Annotated in this window: 19 protein-coding genes; 13 read left to right on the forward strand and 6 right to left on the reverse strand. The window is 66.8% G+C overall.

What is annotated here, in order from left to right; genetic code table 11:
• The 6 genes from ACM61V_RS06580 (at position 1) to ACM61V_RS06605 (ending at position 6,481) form a co-directional block, all read left to right on the forward strand.
• Positions 1-1,017 carry a glycosyltransferase family 4 protein gene (locus ACM61V_RS06580; RefSeq protein ID WP_137787209.1) on the forward strand — a complete coding sequence of 339 codons (1,017 nt, stop codon included), beginning with the start codon at positions 1-3 and terminating at the stop codon, positions 1,015-1,017.
• A gap of 96 nt (positions 1,018-1,113) precedes the next feature.
• Complete coding sequence (locus ACM61V_RS06585; protein WP_137787208.1) at positions 1,114-1,794, forward strand: DUF1013 domain-containing protein; 681 nt, start codon at positions 1,114-1,116, stop codon at positions 1,792-1,794.
• A gap of 340 nt (positions 1,795-2,134) precedes the next feature.
• On the forward strand, positions 2,135-3,244 hold the full coding sequence (locus tag ACM61V_RS06590; RefSeq protein WP_349290324.1) for an MBL fold metallo-hydrolase: 1,110 nt from the start codon (positions 2,135-2,137) through the stop codon (positions 3,242-3,244).
• A gap of 74 nt (positions 3,245-3,318) precedes the next feature.
• A complete protein-coding gene (locus tag ACM61V_RS06595; RefSeq protein ID WP_137787207.1) occupies positions 3,319-4,200 on the forward strand; it encodes a dienelactone hydrolase family protein in 882 nt (293 codons plus the stop codon).
• Positions 4,201-4,335: 135 nt separating this feature from the next.
• A complete protein-coding gene (locus ACM61V_RS06600) occupies positions 4,336-5,460 on the forward strand; it encodes a DUF47 family protein (protein ID WP_137787206.1) in 1,125 nt (374 codons plus the stop codon).
• A 7-nt stretch (positions 5,461-5,467) separates the two neighbouring features.
• On the forward strand, positions 5,468-6,481 hold the full coding sequence (locus tag ACM61V_RS06605; protein WP_137787205.1) for an inorganic phosphate transporter: 1,014 nt from the start codon (positions 5,468-5,470) through the stop codon (positions 6,479-6,481).
• 26 nt (positions 6,482-6,507) lie between these two features.
• Here the strand turns inward: ACM61V_RS06605 and ACM61V_RS06610 are convergent, their stop codons facing one another.
• The 3 genes from ACM61V_RS06610 to ACM61V_RS06620 form a co-directional block, all read right to left on the reverse strand.
• Positions 6,508-8,376 (reverse strand): hypothetical protein, encoded by a 1,869-nt coding sequence (locus tag ACM61V_RS06610; protein ID WP_419713898.1) that lies wholly within the window; start codon positions 8,374-8,376, stop codon positions 6,508-6,510.
• Positions 8,377-8,603: 227 nt separating this feature from the next.
• The gene (locus ACM61V_RS06615; RefSeq protein ID WP_419713899.1) at positions 8,604-9,161 is read right to left on the reverse strand and encodes a TonB-dependent receptor plug domain-containing protein; all 558 of its coding nucleotides are present in this window, start codon (positions 9,159-9,161) and stop codon (positions 8,604-8,606) included.
• A 50-nt stretch (positions 9,162-9,211) separates the two neighbouring features.
• Positions 9,212-10,021 (reverse strand): EF-hand domain-containing protein, encoded by an 810-nt coding sequence (locus ACM61V_RS06620; RefSeq protein ID WP_171007599.1) that lies wholly within the window; start codon positions 10,019-10,021, stop codon positions 9,212-9,214.
• A 158-nt stretch (positions 10,022-10,179) separates the two neighbouring features.
• Between ACM61V_RS06620 and ACM61V_RS06625 the strand changes: the two genes are divergently transcribed.
• Positions 10,180-11,217: a quinone-dependent dihydroorotate dehydrogenase gene (locus tag ACM61V_RS06625; RefSeq protein ID WP_137787202.1), complete on the forward strand. Its 1,038-nt coding sequence runs from the start codon at positions 10,180-10,182 to the stop codon at positions 11,215-11,217.
• 84 nt (positions 11,218-11,301) lie between these two features.
• The gene (locus tag ACM61V_RS06630; protein WP_419713900.1) at positions 11,302-11,805 is read left to right on the forward strand and encodes a DUF1993 domain-containing protein; all 504 of its coding nucleotides are present in this window, start codon (positions 11,302-11,304) and stop codon (positions 11,803-11,805) included.
• A 59-nt stretch (positions 11,806-11,864) separates the two neighbouring features.
• On the opposite strand, the gene ACM61V_RS06635 is transcribed toward ACM61V_RS06630, so the two are convergent.
• The gene (locus ACM61V_RS06635) at positions 11,865-12,974 is read right to left on the reverse strand and encodes a CaiB/BaiF CoA transferase family protein (protein WP_137787200.1); all 1,110 of its coding nucleotides are present in this window, start codon (positions 12,972-12,974) and stop codon (positions 11,865-11,867) included.
• 124 nt (positions 12,975-13,098) lie between these two features.
• On the opposite strand from ACM61V_RS06635, the gene ACM61V_RS06640 reads away from it, so the two are divergent.
• Positions 13,099-13,812, forward strand: a complete 714-nt coding sequence (locus tag ACM61V_RS06640) for a DUF4163 domain-containing protein (protein ID WP_249341579.1) — start codon at positions 13,099-13,101, stop codon at positions 13,810-13,812.
• 43 nt (positions 13,813-13,855) lie between these two features.
• Positions 13,856-15,244 (forward strand): hypothetical protein, encoded by a 1,389-nt coding sequence (locus ACM61V_RS06645; protein ID WP_249341578.1) that lies wholly within the window; start codon positions 13,856-13,858, stop codon positions 15,242-15,244.
• 88 nt (positions 15,245-15,332) lie between these two features.
• Here ACM61V_RS06645 and nusG read toward each other — a convergent pair whose 3' ends face one another.
• On the reverse strand, positions 15,333-15,869 hold the full coding sequence (nusG, locus tag ACM61V_RS06650; RefSeq protein ID WP_137787199.1) for a transcription termination/antitermination protein NusG: 537 nt from the start codon (positions 15,867-15,869) through the stop codon (positions 15,333-15,335).
• Positions 15,870-15,889: 20 nt separating this feature from the next.
• Complete coding sequence (gene secE, locus ACM61V_RS06655; RefSeq protein ID WP_137787198.1) at positions 15,890-16,087, reverse strand: preprotein translocase subunit SecE; 198 nt, start codon at positions 16,085-16,087, stop codon at positions 15,890-15,892.
• Positions 16,088-16,296: 209 nt separating this feature from the next.
• On the opposite strand from secE, the gene ACM61V_RS06660 reads away from it, so the two are divergent.
• The 3 genes from ACM61V_RS06660 to ACM61V_RS06670 all read left to right on the forward strand — a co-directional run bounded on the left by ACM61V_RS06660 (position 16,297) and on the right by ACM61V_RS06670 (position 21,902).
• A complete protein-coding gene (locus tag ACM61V_RS06660; RefSeq protein ID WP_137787197.1) occupies positions 16,297-17,886 on the forward strand; it encodes a tetratricopeptide repeat-containing sulfotransferase family protein in 1,590 nt (529 codons plus the stop codon).
• Complete coding sequence (locus ACM61V_RS06665) at positions 17,883-19,172, forward strand: NRAMP family divalent metal transporter (protein WP_137787196.1); 1,290 nt, start codon at positions 17,883-17,885, stop codon at positions 19,170-19,172. Before ACM61V_RS06660 ends, ACM61V_RS06665 begins: the two co-directional genes overlap by 4 nt.
• A gap of 135 nt (positions 19,173-19,307) precedes the next feature.
• Positions 19,308-21,902 carry a TonB-dependent receptor gene (locus ACM61V_RS06670; protein WP_349290323.1) on the forward strand — a complete coding sequence of 865 codons (2,595 nt, stop codon included), beginning with the start codon at positions 19,308-19,310 and terminating at the stop codon, positions 21,900-21,902.
• Positions 21,903-21,924 lie beyond the last annotated feature (22 nt).

Raw genomic sequence — 21,924 nt, forward strand, 5'->3', positions numbered from 1 at the left:
ATGCGGATCGCGATCGTCACGGACGCCTGGGCGCCGCAGGTCAACGGCGTGGTCCGCTCGCTGGAGGCCGTGACCGGCGAACTGCGCGCGATGGGGCACCAGGTGCTGGTGATCGCGCCGGATACGTTCCGGTCGCTGCCATGCCCGACCTATCCCGAAATCCGCCTCGCGCTGGCGGGCGTGCGCGCGGTGGGCGACCGGATCGCGGCATTCGCGGCGGAAGCGGTGCATATCGCGACCGAAGGGCCGCTGGGCGTCGCCGCGCGGCGCTGGTGCGTGGCGCGCGGCCGCCCGTTCACCACCGCCTATCACACGCAATTCCCGGATTATGTGGCGGCGCGCACGGGCATGAATCCCGAATGGGTGTGGCGCTATATCCGCTGGTTCCACGCGCCGGCGCACGGCATCCTGGCCTCCACCCCGACGATCGAGGCGACGCTGGCGGCGCATGGGCTGCCGCATGCACGCCGGTGGGGGCGCGGTGTCGCCGCCGAGTTTCATGCGGACGGCGCGCTCGATGCGGCGATCGCCGCGCTGCCGCGCCCGATCATGCTGTATGTCGGGCGGGTCGCGGTGGAAAAGAACATCGCCGCGCTCCTCTCGCTCGATCGCCCGGGCAGCAAGATCGTCGTCGGCGACGGCCCGGCGCGCGCCGAGCTGGAGGCGCGGTTTCCGGAAGCGCATTTCCTCGGCGGCCGCTTCGGCGAGGCGCTGGGCGCGGCCTATCGCTCAGCGGACGTGCTGGTGTTTCCCAGCCGCACCGACACGTTTGGGCTGGTGATGATCGAGGCGCTGGCGTGCGGCACGCCTGTCGCCGCCTATCCGGTGACCGGGCCAATCGACGTGCTGACGCCGGAAAGCGGCGCGATGGACGAGGATCTGTCCGCCGCCGTCGATCGCGCGCTGCTGCTCGATCCGCGGCGCTGCGCGGAATTCGGCGCGCGGCACACGTGGCGGGCGAGCGCGGAACAGTTTCTGGCCGCGCTCGCGCCGGTCCCGGTCGCTTACGCCGCCTGACGGCTTGCCCTAATGAGCGGGGCGCACTAAGTCGTCTGGCGTGCACGGCCGCTCCGGTAAGGGGCGGCCCTATTTGTTTCCGACGGAGTTCTAGCCGTGGCCCAGCCGCTCATGCCTCATGCGACCGCCTCCTGGCTGGTCGACAATACCTCGCTCAGTTTCGAGCAGATCGCCGATTTCTGCGGTCTTCACATCCTGGAGGTCCAGGCGATCGCCGACGATACCGCCCAGACGAAGCTCACCGGCCGCGATCCGGTACGCGCGCACGAGCTGACGGTGGACGAGATCGAGAAGGGGCAGGCCAACCCCGATTATCGCCTTCAGATGATCAAGGGCCCCGAGCAGGTCCGCCGTACCAAGGGCCCGCGCTATACGCCGGTTTCCAAGCGTCAGGACAAGCCGGACGGCATCGCCTGGATCATCCGCAACCACCCGGAAATCAGCGACGGCACGATCTCCACGCTGATCGGCACGACCCGCACGACGATCGCCGCGATACGCGAGCGTAGCCATTGGAACATCGCCAATATCACCCCGAAGGATCCAGTGACGCTGGGCCTCACCTCGCAGCGCGAACTGGACGCCGCGGTGGCCAAGGCGGCCAAGGCGTCCGGTGTCGAGCAGGCGCCGACCGACCACCGGCTCGAGGGCGATCGCGAGGCGCTGATCGAGCAGCTTCGCGCCGAGCGCCTCCAGGCCGCGCGCGATGCCGCCTCGGCGGGTGAGGACGCGGCGACCCCCGGCGACGGCGGCTTCGTGGACCCGTTCCGCCGCTGAGCCGATAGGGTACGGCGGATGGATCGATCGCGCGGCGCCCTGCGTCGTCGCGGTCGGCGGGGATCGATCCGAAATGAACCGGGATTGATTGGCGCCACCCCCGTCGCTTCTGGCACTCCGCCGTCGCGGAGGGCTTATGGTCACATTGTTTCGGCGGCTCGGTGGCTGGCTGCGCAACAAGCGATCGTCGCGCACGGATTGCGAGGATTGCGGGGCAACATTGTCGCGCGACGAAGTGCAGGTATGCGGTCGCTGCCTATGGGATGCGCGGCAATGGTAGTCGCGATCCTTGCAGGCGTTGCGGGAAATTAAGCCGATCGCTTGAGAAAAGCGCCCGGTGGTGGCACCCTCGTTCGCGATGGCAACACATTTCCAGCGCACCCTAATCGGCGACGAGGGGCTGACTCCGACCAGCCACGCCGGCCTCACCTTCCCTTTTGGCGAGCGCGGGCCGCAGCCGGGCGAACTCCTGACGCTGGCAGACGGGATCCGCTGGTGGCGAGTGCCGATGAGCGGGCCGCTCAAACACGTCAACGGCCTGATCCTCGATGACGGCGCGGGCGAGGCGCTCGCGGTCGATACCGGCACCGCCTCGCCGCGCTCGACCGAGGCGTGGAACGCGATCCTTGGCGGCCCGCTGGAAGGCACGCGGATCAGCCGCGTGCTGGGCACGCATATGCATCCGGATCATATCGGGCTTGCCGGCTGGCTTTCGCGCCGCTTCGAGGATGCGCCGCTGGTGATGACGCGCACCGAGTGGCTCATGGCGCGGATGCTGGCTGCCGACGCGCGGCCCGAAGTGCCGCCCGAGCAGCTCGATTTCTGGCGGGGCGCGGGGTGGGACGAGGCGCAGATCGCGCGCGGCGCCGGCGTCGGCTGGTCCAATTTCGCGAAGATGATTTCGCGGCTGCCGATCACCTATACCCGCATCCGCGACGGCGAGGTGATGCGGATCGGCGGGGCGGACTGGCATGTCGTCACCGGGAGCGGTCACAGCCCGGAACATGCCTGTCTGATCGATTATGACCGCCGCATCCTGATCGCGGGCGATCAGGTGTTGCCCAAGATCAGCTCGAACGTCTCGATCCACGTCAGCCAGAGCAACGAGGATCCGCTCGGCGACTGGCTGGAGTCGATCGCCAGATTCCGCCAGTTGCCCGATGACCTCTTGGTGCTGCCCGGCCACGGCGACCCGTTCTACGGCCTTCACGCCCGCCTCGATGCGCTGGATCGCGAACATCGTGACCGGCTCGACGCGCTGGTCGAACTGATGACGAACGCGCCGATTTCCGCCGTCGATTGTTTTTCCACGCTGTTCCGCCGGCCGATCGGGCCGGATGTGATCGGCATGGCGACAGGCGAGGCGCTCGCCCATCTGCGGCGGCTTGAGGTCGAGGGGCGGGCCGTGCGCGAGGTGACGGACGGCGTCTGGCGGTTCCGCCGCACGTGACGCGACACCAGGCTTCCCCCGCGGCGATTGCGGGCTATGATCGCGGCACGCCGGGGGGCGAACACGAGGTTCACATGACCGATCCGTCGCTGCGCGACCGTGCCGTCCGCGTCTATGACGCTTTCACCCACGACCATCGCGACCGGCGGACGTTGCTGCGCGAGATGACCGCGCTCGCCGGATCGGTCGCGCTGGCCGAAGGGCTGATCGCGGCGATCGGCGCATCGCCCGCCCGCGCGTCGATCACCGCGCCGGGAGACGCGCGCCTGCTGACCCAGACAGTGAGCTCAACTGTCGCTGGCAAACCGGCGACCGTCTATCTCGCGCGGCCGAAGGCGGGCGGACGAAAGCTTGGCACGGTGATGGTCATCCACGAGAATCGCGGCCTCAACGACCATATCCGCGATGTGGCGCGGCGCGTCGCCCTGGCAGGGTTTCGTGCCGTCGCACCCGATTTCCTCGCGCCATGGGGCGGCACGCCGGCGGATGAGGACAAGGCGCGCGACATGATCGCCAAGGCCGATTATGACGTGATCGTCGCGCAGGGGCTGGCGATCCTCGCCGATGCGAAGCGCGGCGCTGGCACGAGCGGCAAGGTCGGCATGGTCGGTTTCTGCTGGGGCGGGGCGTTGGTGGATCGGCTCGCGGTGGCGGCCGGCGCGGCAATCGATGCCGGGGTCGCATATTACGGCCCTGCGCCCGCGCCCGAACAGGCGGTGAAGGTCGGGGCGCCGCTGATGCTCCACTACGCCGGCAAGGATGCGCGTGTCGCACAGACCGGGGAGCCGTGGGTCGCTGCGCTCAAGGCCGCGGGCAAGAAGGTCGAGGCGTTCACCTATCCCGGCGTCGATCACGCCTTCAACAACGACACGTCGGCCGAACGCTATGACAAGCCCGCCGCTGAACTCGCCTGGGGGCGGACGATCGCGTTTCTGCACAAATATCTCGACGGTTGAGACCGCGCCGGGGCGAGCGGTCCGCGATGAATACCCCGTTTCATCACCGCACGCCCACCGAGGTGGTGAAGTTACGATGACATTCCGGCCGGCACCGGATAATGGGCGGCTCGAATCAGCCAGAAGAGACAGGTCATTCGCCAGATCGCCGCGCTGCCCTATCGTATCGAAGGATCGTCGCGGGACAGCGAAGTCAAGGTTCTGCTTGTCACCTCGCGCGGGACGGGGCGCTGGGTCGTGCCCAAGGGCAATATAGCCTCCGGCGCCTCGCTTCACGCGGCGGCGGCGAAAGAGGCGGAAGAAGAGGCGGGGGTCGCGGGCGCGCTGTGCCCGGTGCCGCTCGGCGCCTATCGCTATCGCAAACGTCGCGCGAGCGGCGCCTCGCTGATGGTGGACGTGGATCTTTTCCCGCTGGCGGTGACGCGCGAACTGTCGACCTGGAAGGAACAGGCGGAGCGCGATCGCCGCTGGTTCACGCTCTCCGATGCGGCGCATGCGGTCGATGAGCCTGACCTGCGCGAACTGATCCGGTCCTTCGCCCCGTCGCAGTTCGAGGTGGCGGTGCGGCGGCGACCGTCCTTCATCGGCCAACAACCCATTTCCGGAGTTCGTTCAATGTTCGCCTGGTTCCAGCGTCTGCTGCCCAAGACCGGCAATTTCTTCGAGTTGTTCGAGGCGCATGCCGCAACGGTATTGGCCGGGGCGGAGGCCACCGCGCGCCTGCTGGAAGGAGGACCGGAATCGCGCGAGCATATCCGCGAGATCATCGAGCGCGAGCACGATGCCGACCAGATCACCCGCGAGGTGCTGACAACCGTCCGTACCACCTTCCTGACGCCGTTCGACCGTGCCGCGATCACCGCGCTGATCGGCGCGCTGGATGACACGATCGACGAGATGCAGGCCGCCGCGAACGCGATCGACCTCTACAAGGTATCGGAATTCGCCCCGGAGATGCGCGACATGGCCGGCATCATCCTGGATGCCGCGCGCGTTGCCGCCGAGGCGATGCCGCTGCTGCGCGACGTCTCCCGCAACGGGAAGCGCCTGCACGAGTTGACCGAGCGGCTGGTGCGGATCGAGGGCCATGCCGACGAAATCCATGCGGCCGGGCTCAAGCGCTCGCTGGAAGCATATGGCGCCAGCGACACGCTGCGCTTCGTGGTGGAGCGCGAACTCTACAAGCATCTGGAGCGGATCGTGGATGCGTTCGAGGATGTCGCCGACGAGATCGACGGCATCGTGATCGATCACGCCTGATCCGACGATGCACCAACTCGCCTTTCCGCTGCTCGTCGGGCTGATCCTGGTCGCGCTCGCGTTCGATTATCTCAACGGCCTTCACGATGCCGCCAATTCGATCGCCACGGTGGTGGCGACGCGGCTGCTGTCGCCGGTGAAGGCAGTGGTGTTCGCCGCCTTCTTCAATTTCGCCGCCTATTTTCTCACCATCGCCTTCCCCAGCCTCCACGCCGTCGCCGAGACGATCGGCAAGGGGCTGGTGGACAAGGATATCGTGACGCCGGCGGTCATCTTCGGTGCGCTCGGCGGGGCGATGTCATGGAACGTCATCACGTGGCTGCGCGGCATCCCCTCCTCATCGAGCCACGCGCTGGTCGGCGGCCTGATCGGCGCCGGCGTGGCGCATGGCGGGATGGCGGCGGTGAAATGGGCCGGGCTCAACAAGACCCTGCTCGCGATCGTCCTGTCTCCGTTGCTCGGGATGATGCTGGCAATGCTCATCATGCTGGTCAGCAGCTGGGCGCTGCATCGCGCGACGACATTCCAGGCCGAGCGATCGTTTCGCGTGCTGCATCTGATCTCGTCCGCCACCTATTCGCTGAGCCACGGGCTCAACGATGCGCAGAAGACGATGGGGGTCATCACCGTGCTGCTCTATTCGACCGGCTATCTCACCGGCCCGTTCGAAGTGCCGCACTGGGTGGCCGTGAGCTGCTATATTGCGATCGCGCTGGGCACGGTGACGGGCGGGTGGAAGATCATCGAGACGATGGGCTCGCGTATCACCAAGCTGTCGCAGCATCAGGGGTTCAGCGCGTCGCTCGCTGGGTCGATCGTGCTTTTCGGTGCCTCCATGCTTGGTATTCCGGTTTCGACGACGCACACCATCACCGGCGCCATCGTCGGCGCGGGGACGGCGCGGCGGGCATCCTCCGTGCGGTGGGGGGTGGCGAGCAACGTCGTGGTGGCATGGATCATCACCATCCCCGCATCCGCCGCGATCGGCGCACTATTCTATCTGGTGACGCGGATTTTCTGATGTGATGGGGTGGCGGCCCGCCGCCGTCAGAACATCTTCCGCAGCGACAGGCTGATCGTGCGGCCCAGCGGATCGAGATAACCCGGCTGATAGGCGAGCGGCGTCGCCCCTGTCGCATCCGTCACCCGCTGGCGGCTGTTGAAGATATTGTCGATGCCCAGCGACACCCGCAGCCCGCGTGCCCAGCTTTCATGCGGGACGCGGTTCTGGATATTCGCGAACAGCCGCAGGTTGAATGTCGCCAGCGACGAGAAGCGCAGATCGCCGATCGCCGGGGTGGCGGATGTTCTGGTGGTCGCCGCGCCCTTGAAGTTGCCGCTCAGCCGCAGCCCGATGCCATTATCCACAACGCCGGCGTTGAACGAGATCTGATGGCGGGGCTGCGTGATCGCACCGATCGTATCGCCCGCGAGCAGATCGAGCGGCTGGGTGCCGTCACGCAGGATCAGCGTGTCGCGGATCGACCATGTATGCCAGATCGACAGCTGTAGCCGCGCCTCGTTGCCGCCGCCGCCGCGGAAGCCGCCGCGCCCGCCGCCGAACCCGCCACGGCCACCCGGACCGCCGAAACCGCCAGGCCCATTGGGCGGCCCGAAGCCCCCGGGCGGTGGCCCACCTGGCGGCGGCCCTGCGTCTTCAGGTGGAGGCGGCGGCGGCGGGTTGCCCGCGTCGCCATTGGGGCGTTGCCCGTTGACCACCACATCGTTCGCCGCATCCGGCGGCGGCGGCGGCGCACCGTCCGCGCCGGGCTGGGGCGGCGGCCCGCCTTCGGTGCCCGGCCGCGCGAACTGACCGCCCCCCTCGCCGCGCTGGCGATTGCGGAACGCGGCCCAACCACCGGGTGGCGGGGCAGGGCGGGTGGCCGCGCGCAGCACCTTCGAGAAGACGATGCCCCAGCGCAATTGCTCCTTGTCCTCGCGCGCGAAATTCAGCGGCCGCGCATCGATGGTTTCCAGGTCGCCGGTCTCGGGATCGCGGAAGAAGCGATCCGGGAAGGCGCTCTGCGCGACCAGGCTTGCGCCGCTGAGGCTGCCGATCGGGTTGTTCACCCGGCTGCTGAGGTAATTGGCGTTGATCGTCAGATCGAGCTTCGACACCGGCTTCAGCGAGAAGCCAAGCTTGAACACGTGCCGGTCGTCGGCCTTCAGATCGGGATTGCCGCCGGTGATCTGCGATACCTGCACCGTCTGCCCGGTGGTGAAATCGAAAATGCGGACATTGGGAGTGATGAGCAACGGGCCGCGAAGCTGCTGCAGCGTGGGAGCGACGCGATCCTCGTTGACCGAAGCGATCACGGTGATCCCGGTGCGCGGCGTCCAGTTCAGCCCATAGCCGAATGTGCCGAGCGTGCCGTAATCCGAAAGCTGGTTCACCGCGCCGTTGACGTTTGCCGTAAGCGTGCCGATCGCGCTGCCGAAGCCGGTCTTGGTGCTCGTGATCGGGATGTCGAAGCTTAGCTGCGCATTGCCGGTCGATCGGGTGACCGCGTTGGCCATCGCAGCGCTCCCCAGCCGATCCGTGGTGGACGTGAGCTGGCTCGCGTTGCCGCCGATCTGGAACGAGGTGCGCACCTTGCCGCCCGGCAACGAGAACAGCGGGCCGGAGGCAAGCAGGGAAGCGCCCGCCGTGTTGCTGATCGCCACGGCATGCTGATCGCGCACGAAAGGATTCTGGAAACGGTCATTGTCGCTGCGCGTATCGCTGTGATCGTACGTGCCGGTGAAAGACAGCTTCCAGCTCGTCGACAGATCGTAGTTCAGCGTGACGCCCGCGTGCGCGGTGAAACTGTCGCTGTCCTGCCGAAGCGCGGCGATCTCGTTCGGATCGAGCGCGCCCGATAGCGGCGCGCCGCCTGTCAGCCCGCGGCTCGTCTGATAGCCGGCGGTGCCGTTCAAGGACGCGGTGAGCTTGGGCGAGATCTGATAGGCGTAGGTGCCGTTGACCGAATAATCCCGCGTCGATGGCTGGAGCGTGCGATACGCCGGATCGCTGGCGAAGGGGTTGGCCGGATCGCTCGCGGCCGGATCGGGGATGATGCCGCGCTGGCTTTCGAGCAGCGAGGCGCTGGTCTTGGCACGCGCGGTGACGTTGACGCGCTGGCTGTCGTGGATGCGGGTGATGCCTAACTCGCCGTTGGTATTGCCGCCGCCGCCATCGGTCGCCGCGCCCCCCCCGCGCTCACGGTATGCGCGCGGAAGCGCCGGCGCAGGATGATGTTCACCACCTTCTGCGTCGCGCTGTAGCCGTATTTCAGCGCCACCTCTTCCGGCAGGATATCGACGCGCGCAATCGTCTCGGTCGGCAGATCGCCGATCTCGTTGATGCCGGAGATGCGCTTGCCGTTGACCAGCACCACCGGGCCGCTGCTCCCGCGCCCCTGGATGCTGCTGGTCTGGTCCGAAATCTGATCGAGCAGATCGCTGACCGAATCGACCCCGTAAGCGGCGATATCGGCGGGGGTCAGCCGGTTCTCCGCCGGAATGTCGCCGACCACCGAGCCGGGCAGGGCCTGGCCGGTCACGACGATATCTTCCTGCTGCGTCGCATCGGTTTCGGCCGCGGGGGCGCTTGGCTGCCTCGCCTCCTGCGCCGTTGCGGCGGGTGCGTAGGTGAGCGCGCAAAGCACGAGGGCGATCGAGGAATGCAACGAACGGCGAGAGGCAAAAGATGAGGTGGACATGATTTCCCGGTGATGACCCAGCCAAGATGAATGCAGGCTTGTTGCGTGGGTTAGTTCGTTTCTCGGCCCGGCGGCGGAGCGCGGTCCTCGTCGCGGTCATCCTGCTGTTGCGGCGGCCGGTGGAACGGATGATCGCCGCGCGGGCCGCCGTATCCGCCGCGCACGTGGGTGTCGATGGCGGGAAGCTCGCTTTCGGTAATGAAGCCATCGCCGTTGCGATCGAGCAGGATGAAGCGCTGATCGGCCGCCTGCATGAATTCGCCAGGATCGATCCCGCGATTGAAATTGGTGTCCGCCGCCGTCACCGGCTCGGGCAGCGACAGGTAGCTCCAGCGTGCGGCGCCTTGCCGGTCCTCGCGCGCGGGCCGGGGCGCGGTCCCGCCGGATGCTTCCCCGCCCTCGCCGCCGAATCCACCGCCGCGGCGCCCGCCACCGCCACCGCGACCGCCGCCATGGCCGCCTCCGCTGCGCCCGCCCGCAGGGGCCGTGCCACGCGCAGCGCCGGCGTCGCGCACGCGGATTTCCGGCACCATTCGGGTTTCGTAGATATCGATTTCGTCGGGATCGATCTCGCCATCGGCGTTGCGATCCAGCACCTTGAAGAAGCGCATCGCATCGGCGCGGAATTCGGCGCGATCGATCCGCCCGTCGTGATTGGCGTCGGCCGCGTCGAACCACGCCTTTTCGGGGTGCGCGACCCGGAATGGTTCGCCCATCGGGCTGATGAAAAGATAGTGCGGCTGGCCATCTCCGTTCGGGCGGTGATGGCCGGGGCCACCGTCGTGGCGGGGAGGCGGCGGGCGATCGGTGGCGCAGGCGCCAAGCATCAACGTCGCGGTCAGAATCGAAATGCGGAACATGCGGCACCCCCGGTTGCTGTCGTCCGCGCTTGTCAGGGGCGATCGTCTCGGCGGTATTGCAGCGCTGCAATGATTGTCGTGGCGGTGCAATGCACGGCCCTTGCGCCCCGGCGAGCGAGCGCGGATAGCGCGCGGCACATTCATCCGCCGGAGCGCCCGTGCCGACCGCCTACGACCTGATCCGCCCCGCGATCTTCCGCCTCGATCCGGAGAGGGCGCACAGCCTGACGATCGCCGCGCTGCGCCTGATGCCGCGTCGCGCCTTGCCGGCCGCCGATCCGGCGCTGGCGGTGGAGGTGGCGGGGCTGCGCTTTCCCAATCCGCTCGGGATGGCAGCGGGGTTCGACAAGGATGCGCAGGTGGCGGACGCGCTGCTAGGGCTTGGTTTCGGCTTCGCGGAAGTCGGCACGATCACCCCGCTGCCCCAGCCCGGCAACCCGCGCCCGCGCCTGTTCCGGCTGGCCGAGGATCGCGCCGTCATCAACCGTTTCGGCTTCAACAGCGCGGGCGGCGAGGCGGCGGCGCAGCGGCTTGCGGCACGGGCCGGCCGGGCCGGGATCGTCGGCGTGAACATCGGCGCAAACAAGGATTCGGCCGATCGCATCGCCGACTATGTCACGATGGCGCAGCTGATGACGCCTTACGCGAGCTATCTCACGCTCAACATTTCCAGCCCGAATACGCCGGGCTTGCGCGCGTTGCAGGATGTCGGCGCGCTGCACGATCTGCTCGATCGCGTGCTCGCGGTGGTGGCGGGCGCGGTGCCCGTATTCCTGAAGGTGGCGCCCGACCTCCAGCCCGCCGATGTGGACGCGATCGCCCGCGCCGCGCTCGACCGGCGGCTCGGCGCGCTGATGGTGAGCAACACGACGATCACGCGTCCGCCGCTGCGCTCGGCCAATGCCGGGGAGGCGGGCGGTCTTTCCGGCGCGCCGCTGCGCCTGCTGGCGTTGCAACGGCTGCGTGATTTCCGCACGGCGACCGGGGCGGCACTGCCCTTGGTGGCGATCGGCGGCATCGCCACGGCGGATCACGCGTGGGAGAGCCTCCGCGCTGGCGCGAGCCTCGTCCAGCTTTATAGCGCGATGGTTTACGAGGGGCCGGGGATTGCGCGGCGGATCGTGCGCGGGCTGCGCGAGCGGATGCGGCGTGAGGGGGTGAAGTCGATCGCGGAAGTGACCGCCGCCGAGTTTTGATTGCGGGTCGACCGCGATCAGGAATAGACTGGCATCGTCACCCGGAAAGTCAGATGTAAATCAATGTCTTACGCGCGCTTCGCATTGACAACCTTTGCAAATATGCTGGGTACGCTTGATCACCTTCTCGGCAAGGCGCAGCAGGCCGGGCTGACGGACGACGTGCTCTCCGTGAAACTATCCGACGATATGTTTCCGCTCGAGCTGCAGTTCCGTGTCGCGCTCAATCAGATATTGCTGGCGATTGCGCAGGTCGGCGGCGAGGCGATCCCGCTCGAAGAAACGCCATATCGGTCGTTCGCTGAAATTCGCGAACGGATCGCGGCGGTCCTGTCGCACATCGATCGATCCGACCCGGGCGGATGGGCGGATCCCGACGCGATCGTGGACCTCACATTGCCCAATGGCGTGCGTTTCGCGATGTCGGCGGAAGATGACATTCGCGACTGGATCATGCCGAACTTCTATTTCCATGTGACGATGGTCTATGCGCTCTTTCGCCAGGCGGGGCTTTCGATCGGCAAGATGGACTATTTGCCGCATATGGCACGGCACATCGTTACGGAGGCGCGCCAGAACGCCACGTGAGGTTCGAGCGCGGCGTGGCCATGCCTCGGCTCAGGCGCTCCACCGTGCTCGTGCCCTCATTACCCCGCCCGGCGCGGTGAGGCCTTTCCCGCGACCATCCGTTCGCCATCGATCACGATCGGCCCCGCCACGCCCGGCACGCCATCGAGCGCCAGGCGCATCCCGCGCGCGATTACCTGCGGGTCGGCGAACACCTCGTCGACGTTGTTGATCGGCCCTGCCGGCACGCCCGCCGCCTCCAGCGCCTCGGCGAGCGCCGCTTTGTTCCAGTCGAGGATGGTGCGCGTCAGGATCGGGATCAGCGCATCGCGGTTTGCCAGCCGCGCCGGGTTGGTGGCGAAGCGCGGGTCATCCGCCAGCGGGAGGCCCAGCACGGAGCACAGTTTGGCGAACTGACCGTCATTGCCCACCGCGACGATCAACTCGCCATCCGCGCAGGCGAACGCCTGATAGGGGGTGAGGTTGGCATGGCCGTTGCCCATGCGGTGCGGCACCTTGCCGCTCGCCATCCAGTTGAGTGCCTGATTGGCGAGCACGGCCACCTGCGTATCGAGCAGCGCCATGTCGATATGCGCGCCATCGCCGCTCACGTCGCGGCGGCGCAGCGCGGCAAGGATCGCCACCGCCGAATAGACGCCGGTGAAGATGTCGGCATAGGCGATACCGGTCTTCTGCGGCGGACCATCCGGTTCGCCCGTGAGCGACATGATGCCGCCGATCCCCTGGATGATGAAATCATAACCGGCGCGATGCGCGTAGGGCCCCGTCTGGCCGAAGCCAGTGATCGAGCAGACGATCAGGCGCGGGTTGGCCGCGCGCAGCGTCGCGGCGTCCAGCCCGTATTTGGCGAGGCCGCCGACCTTGTAGTTCTCGATCACCACATCCGCGCCGGCGATCAGCCGCTTCACCGCCGCCTGACCCTCCGGCGTCGCGATGTCGATCGCCACGCCGGTCTTGCCGCGATTGGTGGAGTGATAATAAGCCGCGTCCAGCGATTTGCCCTCGGCATCGTGCAGGAACGGCGGCCCCCAGTGGCGCGTATCGTCGCCCGCGCCGGGGCGTTCCACCTTGGTCACGTCCGCGCCGAGATCGGCCAGCAGCTGGCCGCACCACGGCCCGGCGAGGATGCGCGCAAGCTCCACGACGCGAATGCCTTCCAGCGGCTTCATGCACCTACCTCCACCTGACTTTCCTCGCTGCCTAAGCGCGATACGGCTTGCTTTCCAGCCCGCAGGCGGAACAATCGCCATGGGCCGCGCGTCTCGCGGAGCGGCAATGGCGGGAGGAGAGCCGATGCGGATTCTGATGAGTGCGGCGATCGTGCTGACGGTGGCGACGGGCGCGGTGGCGCAGCAGCGCGCCGCCACGCAGGACTATAAATTCACCTACAGCTATCCCGCCGAAGCCGCCCGCATTCCGGCGCTGCGCGGCTGGCTGGAGGCGGACAAGGCGAAGCTGCGCGCAAGCATCGCTACCGACGCCGCGGAGGGGCGGCGCGCGGCGCGCAAGGGGGGCTATCCATTCAACGCCTATGAAGCACAGAAAACGTGGAAAGTGGTGACGGACACCCCGCGCTTCCTGAGCCTGTCCGGCGATGTCTACAGCTTTACCGGCGGCGCGCATGGCAATCCGGGATCGCTGACGCTGGTGTGGGACAAGAGCGCTGGCCGCCCCCTGGACCCCAAGGCGATATTCTTATCCTCGGCGGCGCTGCAGGCGGCGGTCTCCCAGCCCTATTGCGCGAAGCTGGATGCCGAGCGCACCGCGCGACGCGGCGCGCGCCCGGCGGGTGACGATATGTTCAGCCAGTGCCCCAAGGTCGGCGACCTGACCGTTCTGCTTGGATCGTCGAACCGCAAGCGGATCGATCGCATCGGCCTCATCGCGGATCCCTATGTCGCCGGGCCTTATGCAGAGGGCGCGTATGAGGTGACCCTGCCTGTGACCCCGGCGGTGCTGCGCGCGGTGAAGCCGGCCTATCGCGCCGCCTTCTCGATCGGGCGATAGGCGGGCAGTTTCCATTTCGCGCGCGGCGACCTACGCCTGGCGTATGGAGCGTGATTCCCCGCCGTCTGCCCTTCCCGCGATCGCGCGGGCATTGCTTCCGCTGACGATCGGGTGCGTGGGATCGCTCGCCTATTGGGCCGGCCTCGTCACATGGGATTCGCTGCGGCAATACGATCAGGCGCTGAGCGGCGAATTCGACGATTGGCACCCGCCGGCGATGGAATGGGTGTGGCGGCAGCTGTTGCCGCTCGCGCATGGCCCCGCGCCGATGCTGGCGCTGCAGCTAGGGCTGTATGCGCTTGGTTTCGTCCTGCTGATCGTCGCTACGGTGCGTGCGGGGCGGGGCAGGCGGGCGCTGGCGATCGGGTGCGTTGCGTTGCTGCCGCTGTCGGCCGCGCTGATGGCGACGATCATCAAGGACAGCCTGATGGCGGGGGCCTTGTTGTCCGCCGTCGGGCTGTGCGCGCTGGCAGACCAGCGCGCGCGCGGGCAGCGAGCGCTGCGAGTGGCGGCGTTCCTGCTGCTGCTGTTCGCCTCCATGCTCCGCTTCAACGCGGTGTTCGCCACGCTGCCGCTGGCCTTGTGGACGCTGCCGCCGGCGTGGCGGCAGCGGCCGTGGCGGCTGGTGGCGGGCGGCGCGGTGATGCTCGCGCTGCTGGCGGGGGCCATGCCGCTGGCGAATCGGCTAACCGGCGCCAAGCCGAGCGGCGTGGAACTGTCACTCATCATCTTCGATCTCGGCGGGATAACGCGCTTTTCCGGCGAGGATCAGTTCCCCCCGCTTGGCATGGCGGATGCCGTGGCGGTGAACCGGCGCTGCTATAATCCCGTCAAGTGGGACAGCTATGCCTGGTGGGTCGATACGCCATGCCCGATCGGTTTCGAGCGGGTGCGCGGCGCCTTCGCGCGCCAGCATATCGAGCCGCATATGTTCTGGCTGGCCGCGATCCTGCGTCATCCGTTCGCCTATGCCGAACACCGCCTGGCGCACTGGAATATCGAGACGCGGCTGCTGGCGCACGATTCGGTCGATCGCCCGGTGCAGGTGGTCGCGCCACCGAACGAGTGGGGTTTCGCGGTGAGGCCGAACGCGATCGTCCGTGCCGTGGACTGGCTTGCGTGCCGAAGCGGGGAAACGCCGCTCGGCTGGCCCTGCGTGTGGATCGCGCTGCTCATCGGGCTGCTGTGGGCGGGCGCCACCGGCTTTGCCGCGCGGGTGCTGGCGTGGTCCGGGTTGCTTTACGCGCTCGGCTATGCGCCGCTCGGCGTGGCGGCGGAACTGCGCTATTACCTCTGGACGACGATCGCGGCCGCGCTCGCGCTGGTGCTGGGGACGGCGGGGTGGGGCGCGGTGCGCGGCAAATGGGCACGACTGGCCGGGCCGCCGGTTATCGTGGCGGCGGCAGCGACCGGGTTTCGCTTGCTTAGTTGATAGCCAGACAAAACGCAGACGTGCCGGCGACGCGACGCGCTGGCCGGCGTTTCGCGGATAGCCCTGCTACCCGCGTGCCGCCCGCGGGTTACTTGCTGCGCTCGACCTGCTCGAAATCCAGCTCGACTGGCGTGGCGCGGCCGAAGATCGAAACGGAGACCTTGACCTTCGACTTGTCGAAATCGAGTTCCTCGACGGTGCCGTTGAAGCTCGCGAACGGGCCATCGAGCACTTTCACGGAATCGCCGATCTCGTAATCGACCTTCACCTGATGCTTGGGCGCGGCGGCGGCCTCGTCCTTCGAATTCAGCATCCGGGCGGCTTCGGCATCACTGATCGCCTGCGGCTTGCCGGAGGAGCCGAGAAAGCCCGTCACGCGCGGCGTATTCTTGACCAGATGATAGACGTCGTCGTTCATCGCCAGCTTGGCGAGGACGTAGCCGGGCATGAACTTGCGCTCGACCGCCACCTTCTTGCCGCGGCGCGCCTCGGTGACGGTTTCGGTCGGCACCTCGATCTGCTCGACGAGTTGCGAAAGGCCGAGCCGCTCCGCCTCGGTGATGATCGTATCGCGGACCTTGCCCTCGAAACCGGAATAAGCGTGGATGATGTACCAGCGCGCCATGTGCGTGAAACCCTGTCCCTTTACTTTGCGAGGTGCAACAGGCCCTTCACGACCTGATCGAAGACCGTATCAACGCCGAGAAAGAACAGCGCGAGGATCGTCGTCATGATCAGCACCATCACCGCGGTCATCACGGTTTCGCGCCGTGACGGCCAGACGACCTTGCGGGTTTCAGCCTGAACCTGACGGATGAATTCGATCGGGGACGTCTTCGCCACTGTAGCGCCTTCGCAAACGTGCCGAGCGAGGCATAGGCCCGCCACCGCTTCCCTGTCATCAGGGAAACGGTGAAGCCCGTCCTCGCTGTCGGATGGGCTGTGGAAATAGCGGCGGCGGCGCGCGAAGGCAAGGGGTGCGGGCCGAGCGAGCGGCGGGTGGCGCTCAAGCAGCTTGCGTCGGCGTGCGCTTCGCATCATCGTCGCGCTCGATGGCGACCGTTGCAGCCAATTCCTATCCGCCGATTTTGCTCGATGCCGCGCTGGCGCTGCACGATGGGCATCTTCATATCGCCGAGCCGCTGCTCAAGCGATATCTGAAGGACGATCCGTTCGATGCGCGCGCGATTCGGATGCTGGCGGAGCTGGCGGGGCGGATCGGGCGCAATCGGGATGCGGAGAGCCTGCTGCGTCGCGCGCTGGAACTGGCGCCGGCTTTCACCGCGGCGCGCGCCAATCTCGCGCTGGTGCTCTATCGCCAGAACCGCGCGCCCGAGGCGCTGATCGAGCTGGACGAACTGCTTGCGACCGAGCCGGAGCATATCGGCCACGCCAATCTGAAAGCCGCTGCGCTGGGGCGGCTCGGCGGGTTCGAGGAGGCGATCGCGCTGTACGAGCGCGTCCTCGCCGCCGCGCCGCAACAGCCGAAGGTGTGGATGAGCTATGGCCACATGCTCAAAACACTCGGGCGTCAGCGCGATGGCGTCGCTGCATATCGTCGCGCAATCGACCTGCAGCCCGCGCTGGGCGAGGCGTGGTGGAGCCTCGCCAATCTCAAGACCGTCCGCTTCAGCGATGCGGACATTGCCGCGATGACGCAGGCCCGGCAGCAAGACGGGCTGGATATCGAGGATGCCTTCCACCTCGATTTTGCGCTCGGCAAGGCGCTGGAGGATCGCGGCGAGGCCGATCGCGCGTTCGCGCATTATGCGGCCGGCAACGCCGCGCGTCGGGCGCAGCTCGGCTATGATTCCGCGGCGATCACCAGGATGGTGGATGCGCTGTCGACGATGCTTACGCCTGATTTCTTTGCGGCACGCGCAGGCTGGGGTTGCGCCTCGCCCGAGCCGATCTTCGTTCTCGGCATGCCGCGCGCCGGATCGACGCTGATCGAGCAGATATTGTCGAGCCACAGCGAAGTGGAGGGGACGACCGAACTGCCCGATATGCCGGCGATGGCGCGCTGCGTGGCGGATTATCCGCGCGGGCTCGCCACTCTCACGCGCGAGCAGGCGCACACGCTCGGCGAGGAATATCTGCGGCGTGCATCGGTGCAGCGACGGACCGGGCGGCCATTCTTCATCGACAAGCTGCCGAACAACTGGCTGCATGTGCCGTTGATCCGGTTGATCCTGCCCAATGCGCGGATCATCGACGCGCGCCGTGATCCGCTCGCCTGCTGCTTTTCCAATTTCAAACAGCATTTCGCGCGCGGGCAGGGGTTCAGCTACGGGCTGGAGGACATGGGGCGTTATTATCGCGATTATGTCCGCCTGATGGCGCGGATGGACGCGGCTCAACCGGGCGCGGTTCAGCGCGTGATCCACGAGCAATTGGTCGATGCGCCGGTGGCCGGCATCAAGGCGCTGCTCGACGCGCTCGGCCTGTCGTTCGAGCCGGCGTGCCTGTCGTTTCACGAAACCGAGCGGGCGGTGCGCACCGCCAGTTCGGAACAGGTGCGCCAGCCGATTTTCCGGGGCGGTGACAAGGCGTGGCAGCCGTTCGCCACGCATCTCGGGCAGCTGGAGGCCGCATTGGGCGACGTGATCGATCTATACCCCAGCGTCCCCAGCTTCGCGTGACGGCCGAAGCGGGCCCGCCAGCCGAGACACGGCCCGCGCGGCGCGGCCTGCTGGCGCCGCTTCGGCGGCTTGGCCCCGGGCTGATAACCGGGGTGGCGGACGACGACCCCAGCGGCATCGCGACCTACTCGCAGGCCGGCGCGCAATATGGCTTCGACATGCTGTGGACGATGCCGCTCGCCTATCCGCTCATGTCGGCGGTGCAGGTGATGTGCGCGCGGCTCGGCCGGGTGACGGGCAGGGGCCTTTCGGCGAACATCAAGCGCGCATTCTCGCCGGCGTTGCTGCGGGCGCTGGTGGCGTTGCTGTTGATCGCAAACGTGCTCAACATCGCGGCGGACGTGGCCGCGATGGGCGAGGCCGCGGAACTGGTGACGGGCGTCGCGCGGCACGTGATGACGGTGGTGTTCGTGCTCGTCACGCTGGGGCTGCAGATATTCGTGCCCTATCACCGCTACGTCAAATTCCTGAAATGGCTGACGATATCGCTACTTGCCTATGCGGCGGTGCTGTTCACCGTCCATGTACCCTGGGGTGAGGTGCTGGCGCATACGGTGTGGCCGCGCTTCAAGCTGAACGGCGATGCGGCGACGCTGGTGGTGGGCGTGTTCGGCACCACGATCAGCCCGTATCTGTTCTTCTGGCAGGCATCCGAGGAGGTGGAGGATCTGCGCGATGCGCCCGCACTGATCGACGCACCGGCTGAAGCGGCGGCGGAGCTTTCCCGCATATCGTGGGATACGTGGACCGGGATGGGATACTCCAATATCACCGCCTATTTCATCATCCTGGCGACGGCGGTGACGCTCCACGCCAGCGGGGTGACGACGATCGAGACGGCGGCGCAGGCGGCCAGCGCGCTGCGGCCGATCGCCGGGGACTTCGCGTTTCTGCTGTTCGCGATCGGCATCCTGGGTGTCGGCCTGATCGGCGTGCCGGTGCTGGCCGGATCGGCCGCCTATGCCATGGCGGAGGCGATGGGCTGGAAGACCGGGCTGGAGCGCAAGGCGGCGGATGCGCGCGGCTTCTATGCGGTGATCGCGATCAGCGTGCTGGCGGCGCTGATGATCCAGTATTCCCCGATCAACCCGATGCGCGCCTTGTTCTGGAGCGCGGTTATCAACGGGGTGGTGGCAGTGCCGCTGATGATCGTGCTGCTGCTGCTCGTCTCGCGCCGCAGCGTGATGGGCGATTTCGTCGCGCCGCGCCCGATCCGCTGGCTCGGCTGGGCGGCGACGGCGCTGATGGGCGGGGCGGCGGTGGTGATGATCGCCGCAATGCTGTGAGGCGCGGCGTCGTTTCGGCGTCGTTGTAAATCTGCCACGCTCTCCCGGCATTGTCGCGCGTGCGGAAACTCCCCGATTGACCCGAACGCAAAGCAGCAACAGTCTGGCAACAAATTAGTCATCGAGGGGCAACAGGTGGCAAGTTTCAAGAACCGCGTGCTGGTTTCGCTGCTGGTTTCGACCGGCCTGTCCGTTCCGGCCATGGCGCAGACAACCGATCCAGCCCCCGCCCGCCCTGCCTCTAACGACGCGATGAGCGACATCATCGTCACCGCGCAGAAGCGTGACGAGAATATCCAGACGGTGCCGATCTCGATCCAGGCGCTGTCGACGCGCAAGCTCGATCAGCTCAACATCTCGAACTTCAACGAATATACCCAGCTTCTCCCCTCGGTCGCGTTCCAGACCTCGCAGCCCGGCGTGACGACCGTGTACATGCGCGGCGTCGCATCGGGCGGCGACGGCAACCATTCCGGCTCGTTGCCATCGGTCGGCAGCTATCTCGACGAGCAGCCCGTCACGACGATCGGGGGCACGCTCGATATCCATATCTACGATGTCGCCCGCATCGAGAGCCTCTCCGGGCCGCAGGGTACGCTCTACGGCGCGTCGAGCGAGGCCGGCACGATCCGCATCATCACAAACAAGCCGGACACGGCCGGCTTCTACGGCCGTGTCGATGGCGAGGTGAACACCGTCAACAATGGCGGGATCGGCGGCAAGCTGGAGGGGATGATAAACGCCCCGTTCTCGGAGAACGTCGCCCTGCGCGTGGTCGGCTTCTATCAGAAGGACGCCGGCTATATCGACAATGTGGCCGGCACGCGCACCTTCTGCGGGCCGTCGACGGAAGCCAATCCGTGCGGGCCGGGCGGCATCAGCGTCAACAACAACGCCTTCGTGAAGAAGAACTATAACGATACCGAGACATGGGGCGGACGCGCGGCGCTGAAGGTCGATCTGGACAACAACTGGACGGTTACGCCGACGGTTCTCTATCAGGAGCAGCGCAGCCACGGCAGCTATGGCTATGATCCGTCGGTCGGCGACCTTCAGGTCCAGCATTTCTTCCCGGAATATCGTCGCGACCGCTTCATCCAGGGGGCGCTGACGATCGAGGGCAAGCTCGGCAACTGGGACGTCACCTATGCCGGTGCCTACCTCGACCGGCGGGACACGCAGTCGAGCGATTATACCGACTACGCCGAGGCCTATGATTCGCTCTATCAATCGCAGGGCGGCCTCGCGAATTACTTCGCGTACAAGGATGCCCTTGGCAATACGATCGATCCGCGCCAGCGCGTGATCGGCACCGATCATTTCAAGAAGACCAGCCAGGAAATCCGTGTCGCCTCACCAAGCACGGAGCGCTTCCGGCTGGTCGCAGGGGCTTTCTACCAGCGCCAGTCGAACCTGATTCATCAGGATTACCGGGTCGAAGGCCTCGCGCCTGATCTCTCGGTCAACGGCTTCCCGGGCACGTTATGGCTCACCCAGCAACATCGCGTGGACAAGGATTATGCGATGTTCGGGGAGGCAAGCTTCGACATCCTGCCCAAGCTAACCGCGACCGCCGGCGCGCGCGCGTTTATCTATGATAACTCGCTGATCGGTTTCTTTGGCTTCGGTCGCAATCCGGGCGCGGGGGACAGCGGCGTTCCATATACCGCATCTCCTTATAACGGCTCAGAAAGTTCCAAAACCGGCGTTGTTTCCTGCTATCTCACCAATGGCCAGACGCTCGGCCAGATGGTCAATGGCGATAACCCGCAAACGCCGGCGCCCTTCCTTCCCCCGGCGGTCGCCGGAGGGCCATGCACCAATCTCGCCGCCGTTTCCGGCACCGGCCTCATCCCGAAGCGAACCCAGGGGCAGGGCGTAACGTACAAATTCAACCTGACGTGGAAGCCGAGCGATCAGCTGATGCTCTACGCCACCTGGTCGCGCGGGTTCCGCCCCGGCGGCATTAACCGGCGCACCGACGTGAGCGACTATCGGCCGGACTTCCTCACCAATTACGAGCTGGGCTGGAAGACGACGCTGCTCGATGGCCGGCTGCGGATAAACGGTGCGGTCTATCAGCAGGACTGGGATAGCTTCCAGTTTGCGTTCCTGGGCGCGAACAGCTTCACCGTGATCCAGAATGGCCCGAACGCGCGCATTCGCGGCATCGAGATGGATGCAAACATCAACGCCGGTCCGCTCGCGCTGACGGTGGCCGGCGCCTACACCGATGCCAAGACGCGGCAGAACCTGTGCCTGCAAGCCGATCCGACATTCCAGTGCACCGGCACCCTCGACAGCGGCAATCCTAATATCGTATCCGCCCCAGCGGGCACTCGCCTGCCGATCACGCCGCAGTTCAAGATCAACGGCACGGCACGCTATACGGCGGCGGTTGGCACCGCATCGAAGGTCTATGTGCAGGCGCTGGTGGCATACCAAAGCTCCGCGTCGTCCGATGTCCGCACGGCTGTTTACGAAACGGGCACCAACGCGATCGTCAATCCGGCGGCACTGCTCGGGCGGCTCCAAGCCTATACCACCGGCAATCTCGCAGTCGGCGCCGAGATCGGCAGCAATTACACGATCGAATTATTTGCAACGAACCTGTGGGACGAGCGCGGCCAGATTTCCCGGTTCCTGGAATGCGGATCCTGTTATCAGCGCCCATATATCGTCCCGATCACACCGCGCACGATCGGCATCCGCGCGGGCGCGAAGTTCTAGGGGAGGAACCTGCCGCGCCTAG

The organism is Sphingomonas sp. TX0543 (assembly GCF_048565505.1).
Classification (GTDB): domain Bacteria; phylum Pseudomonadota; class Alphaproteobacteria; order Sphingomonadales; family Sphingomonadaceae; genus Sphingomonas.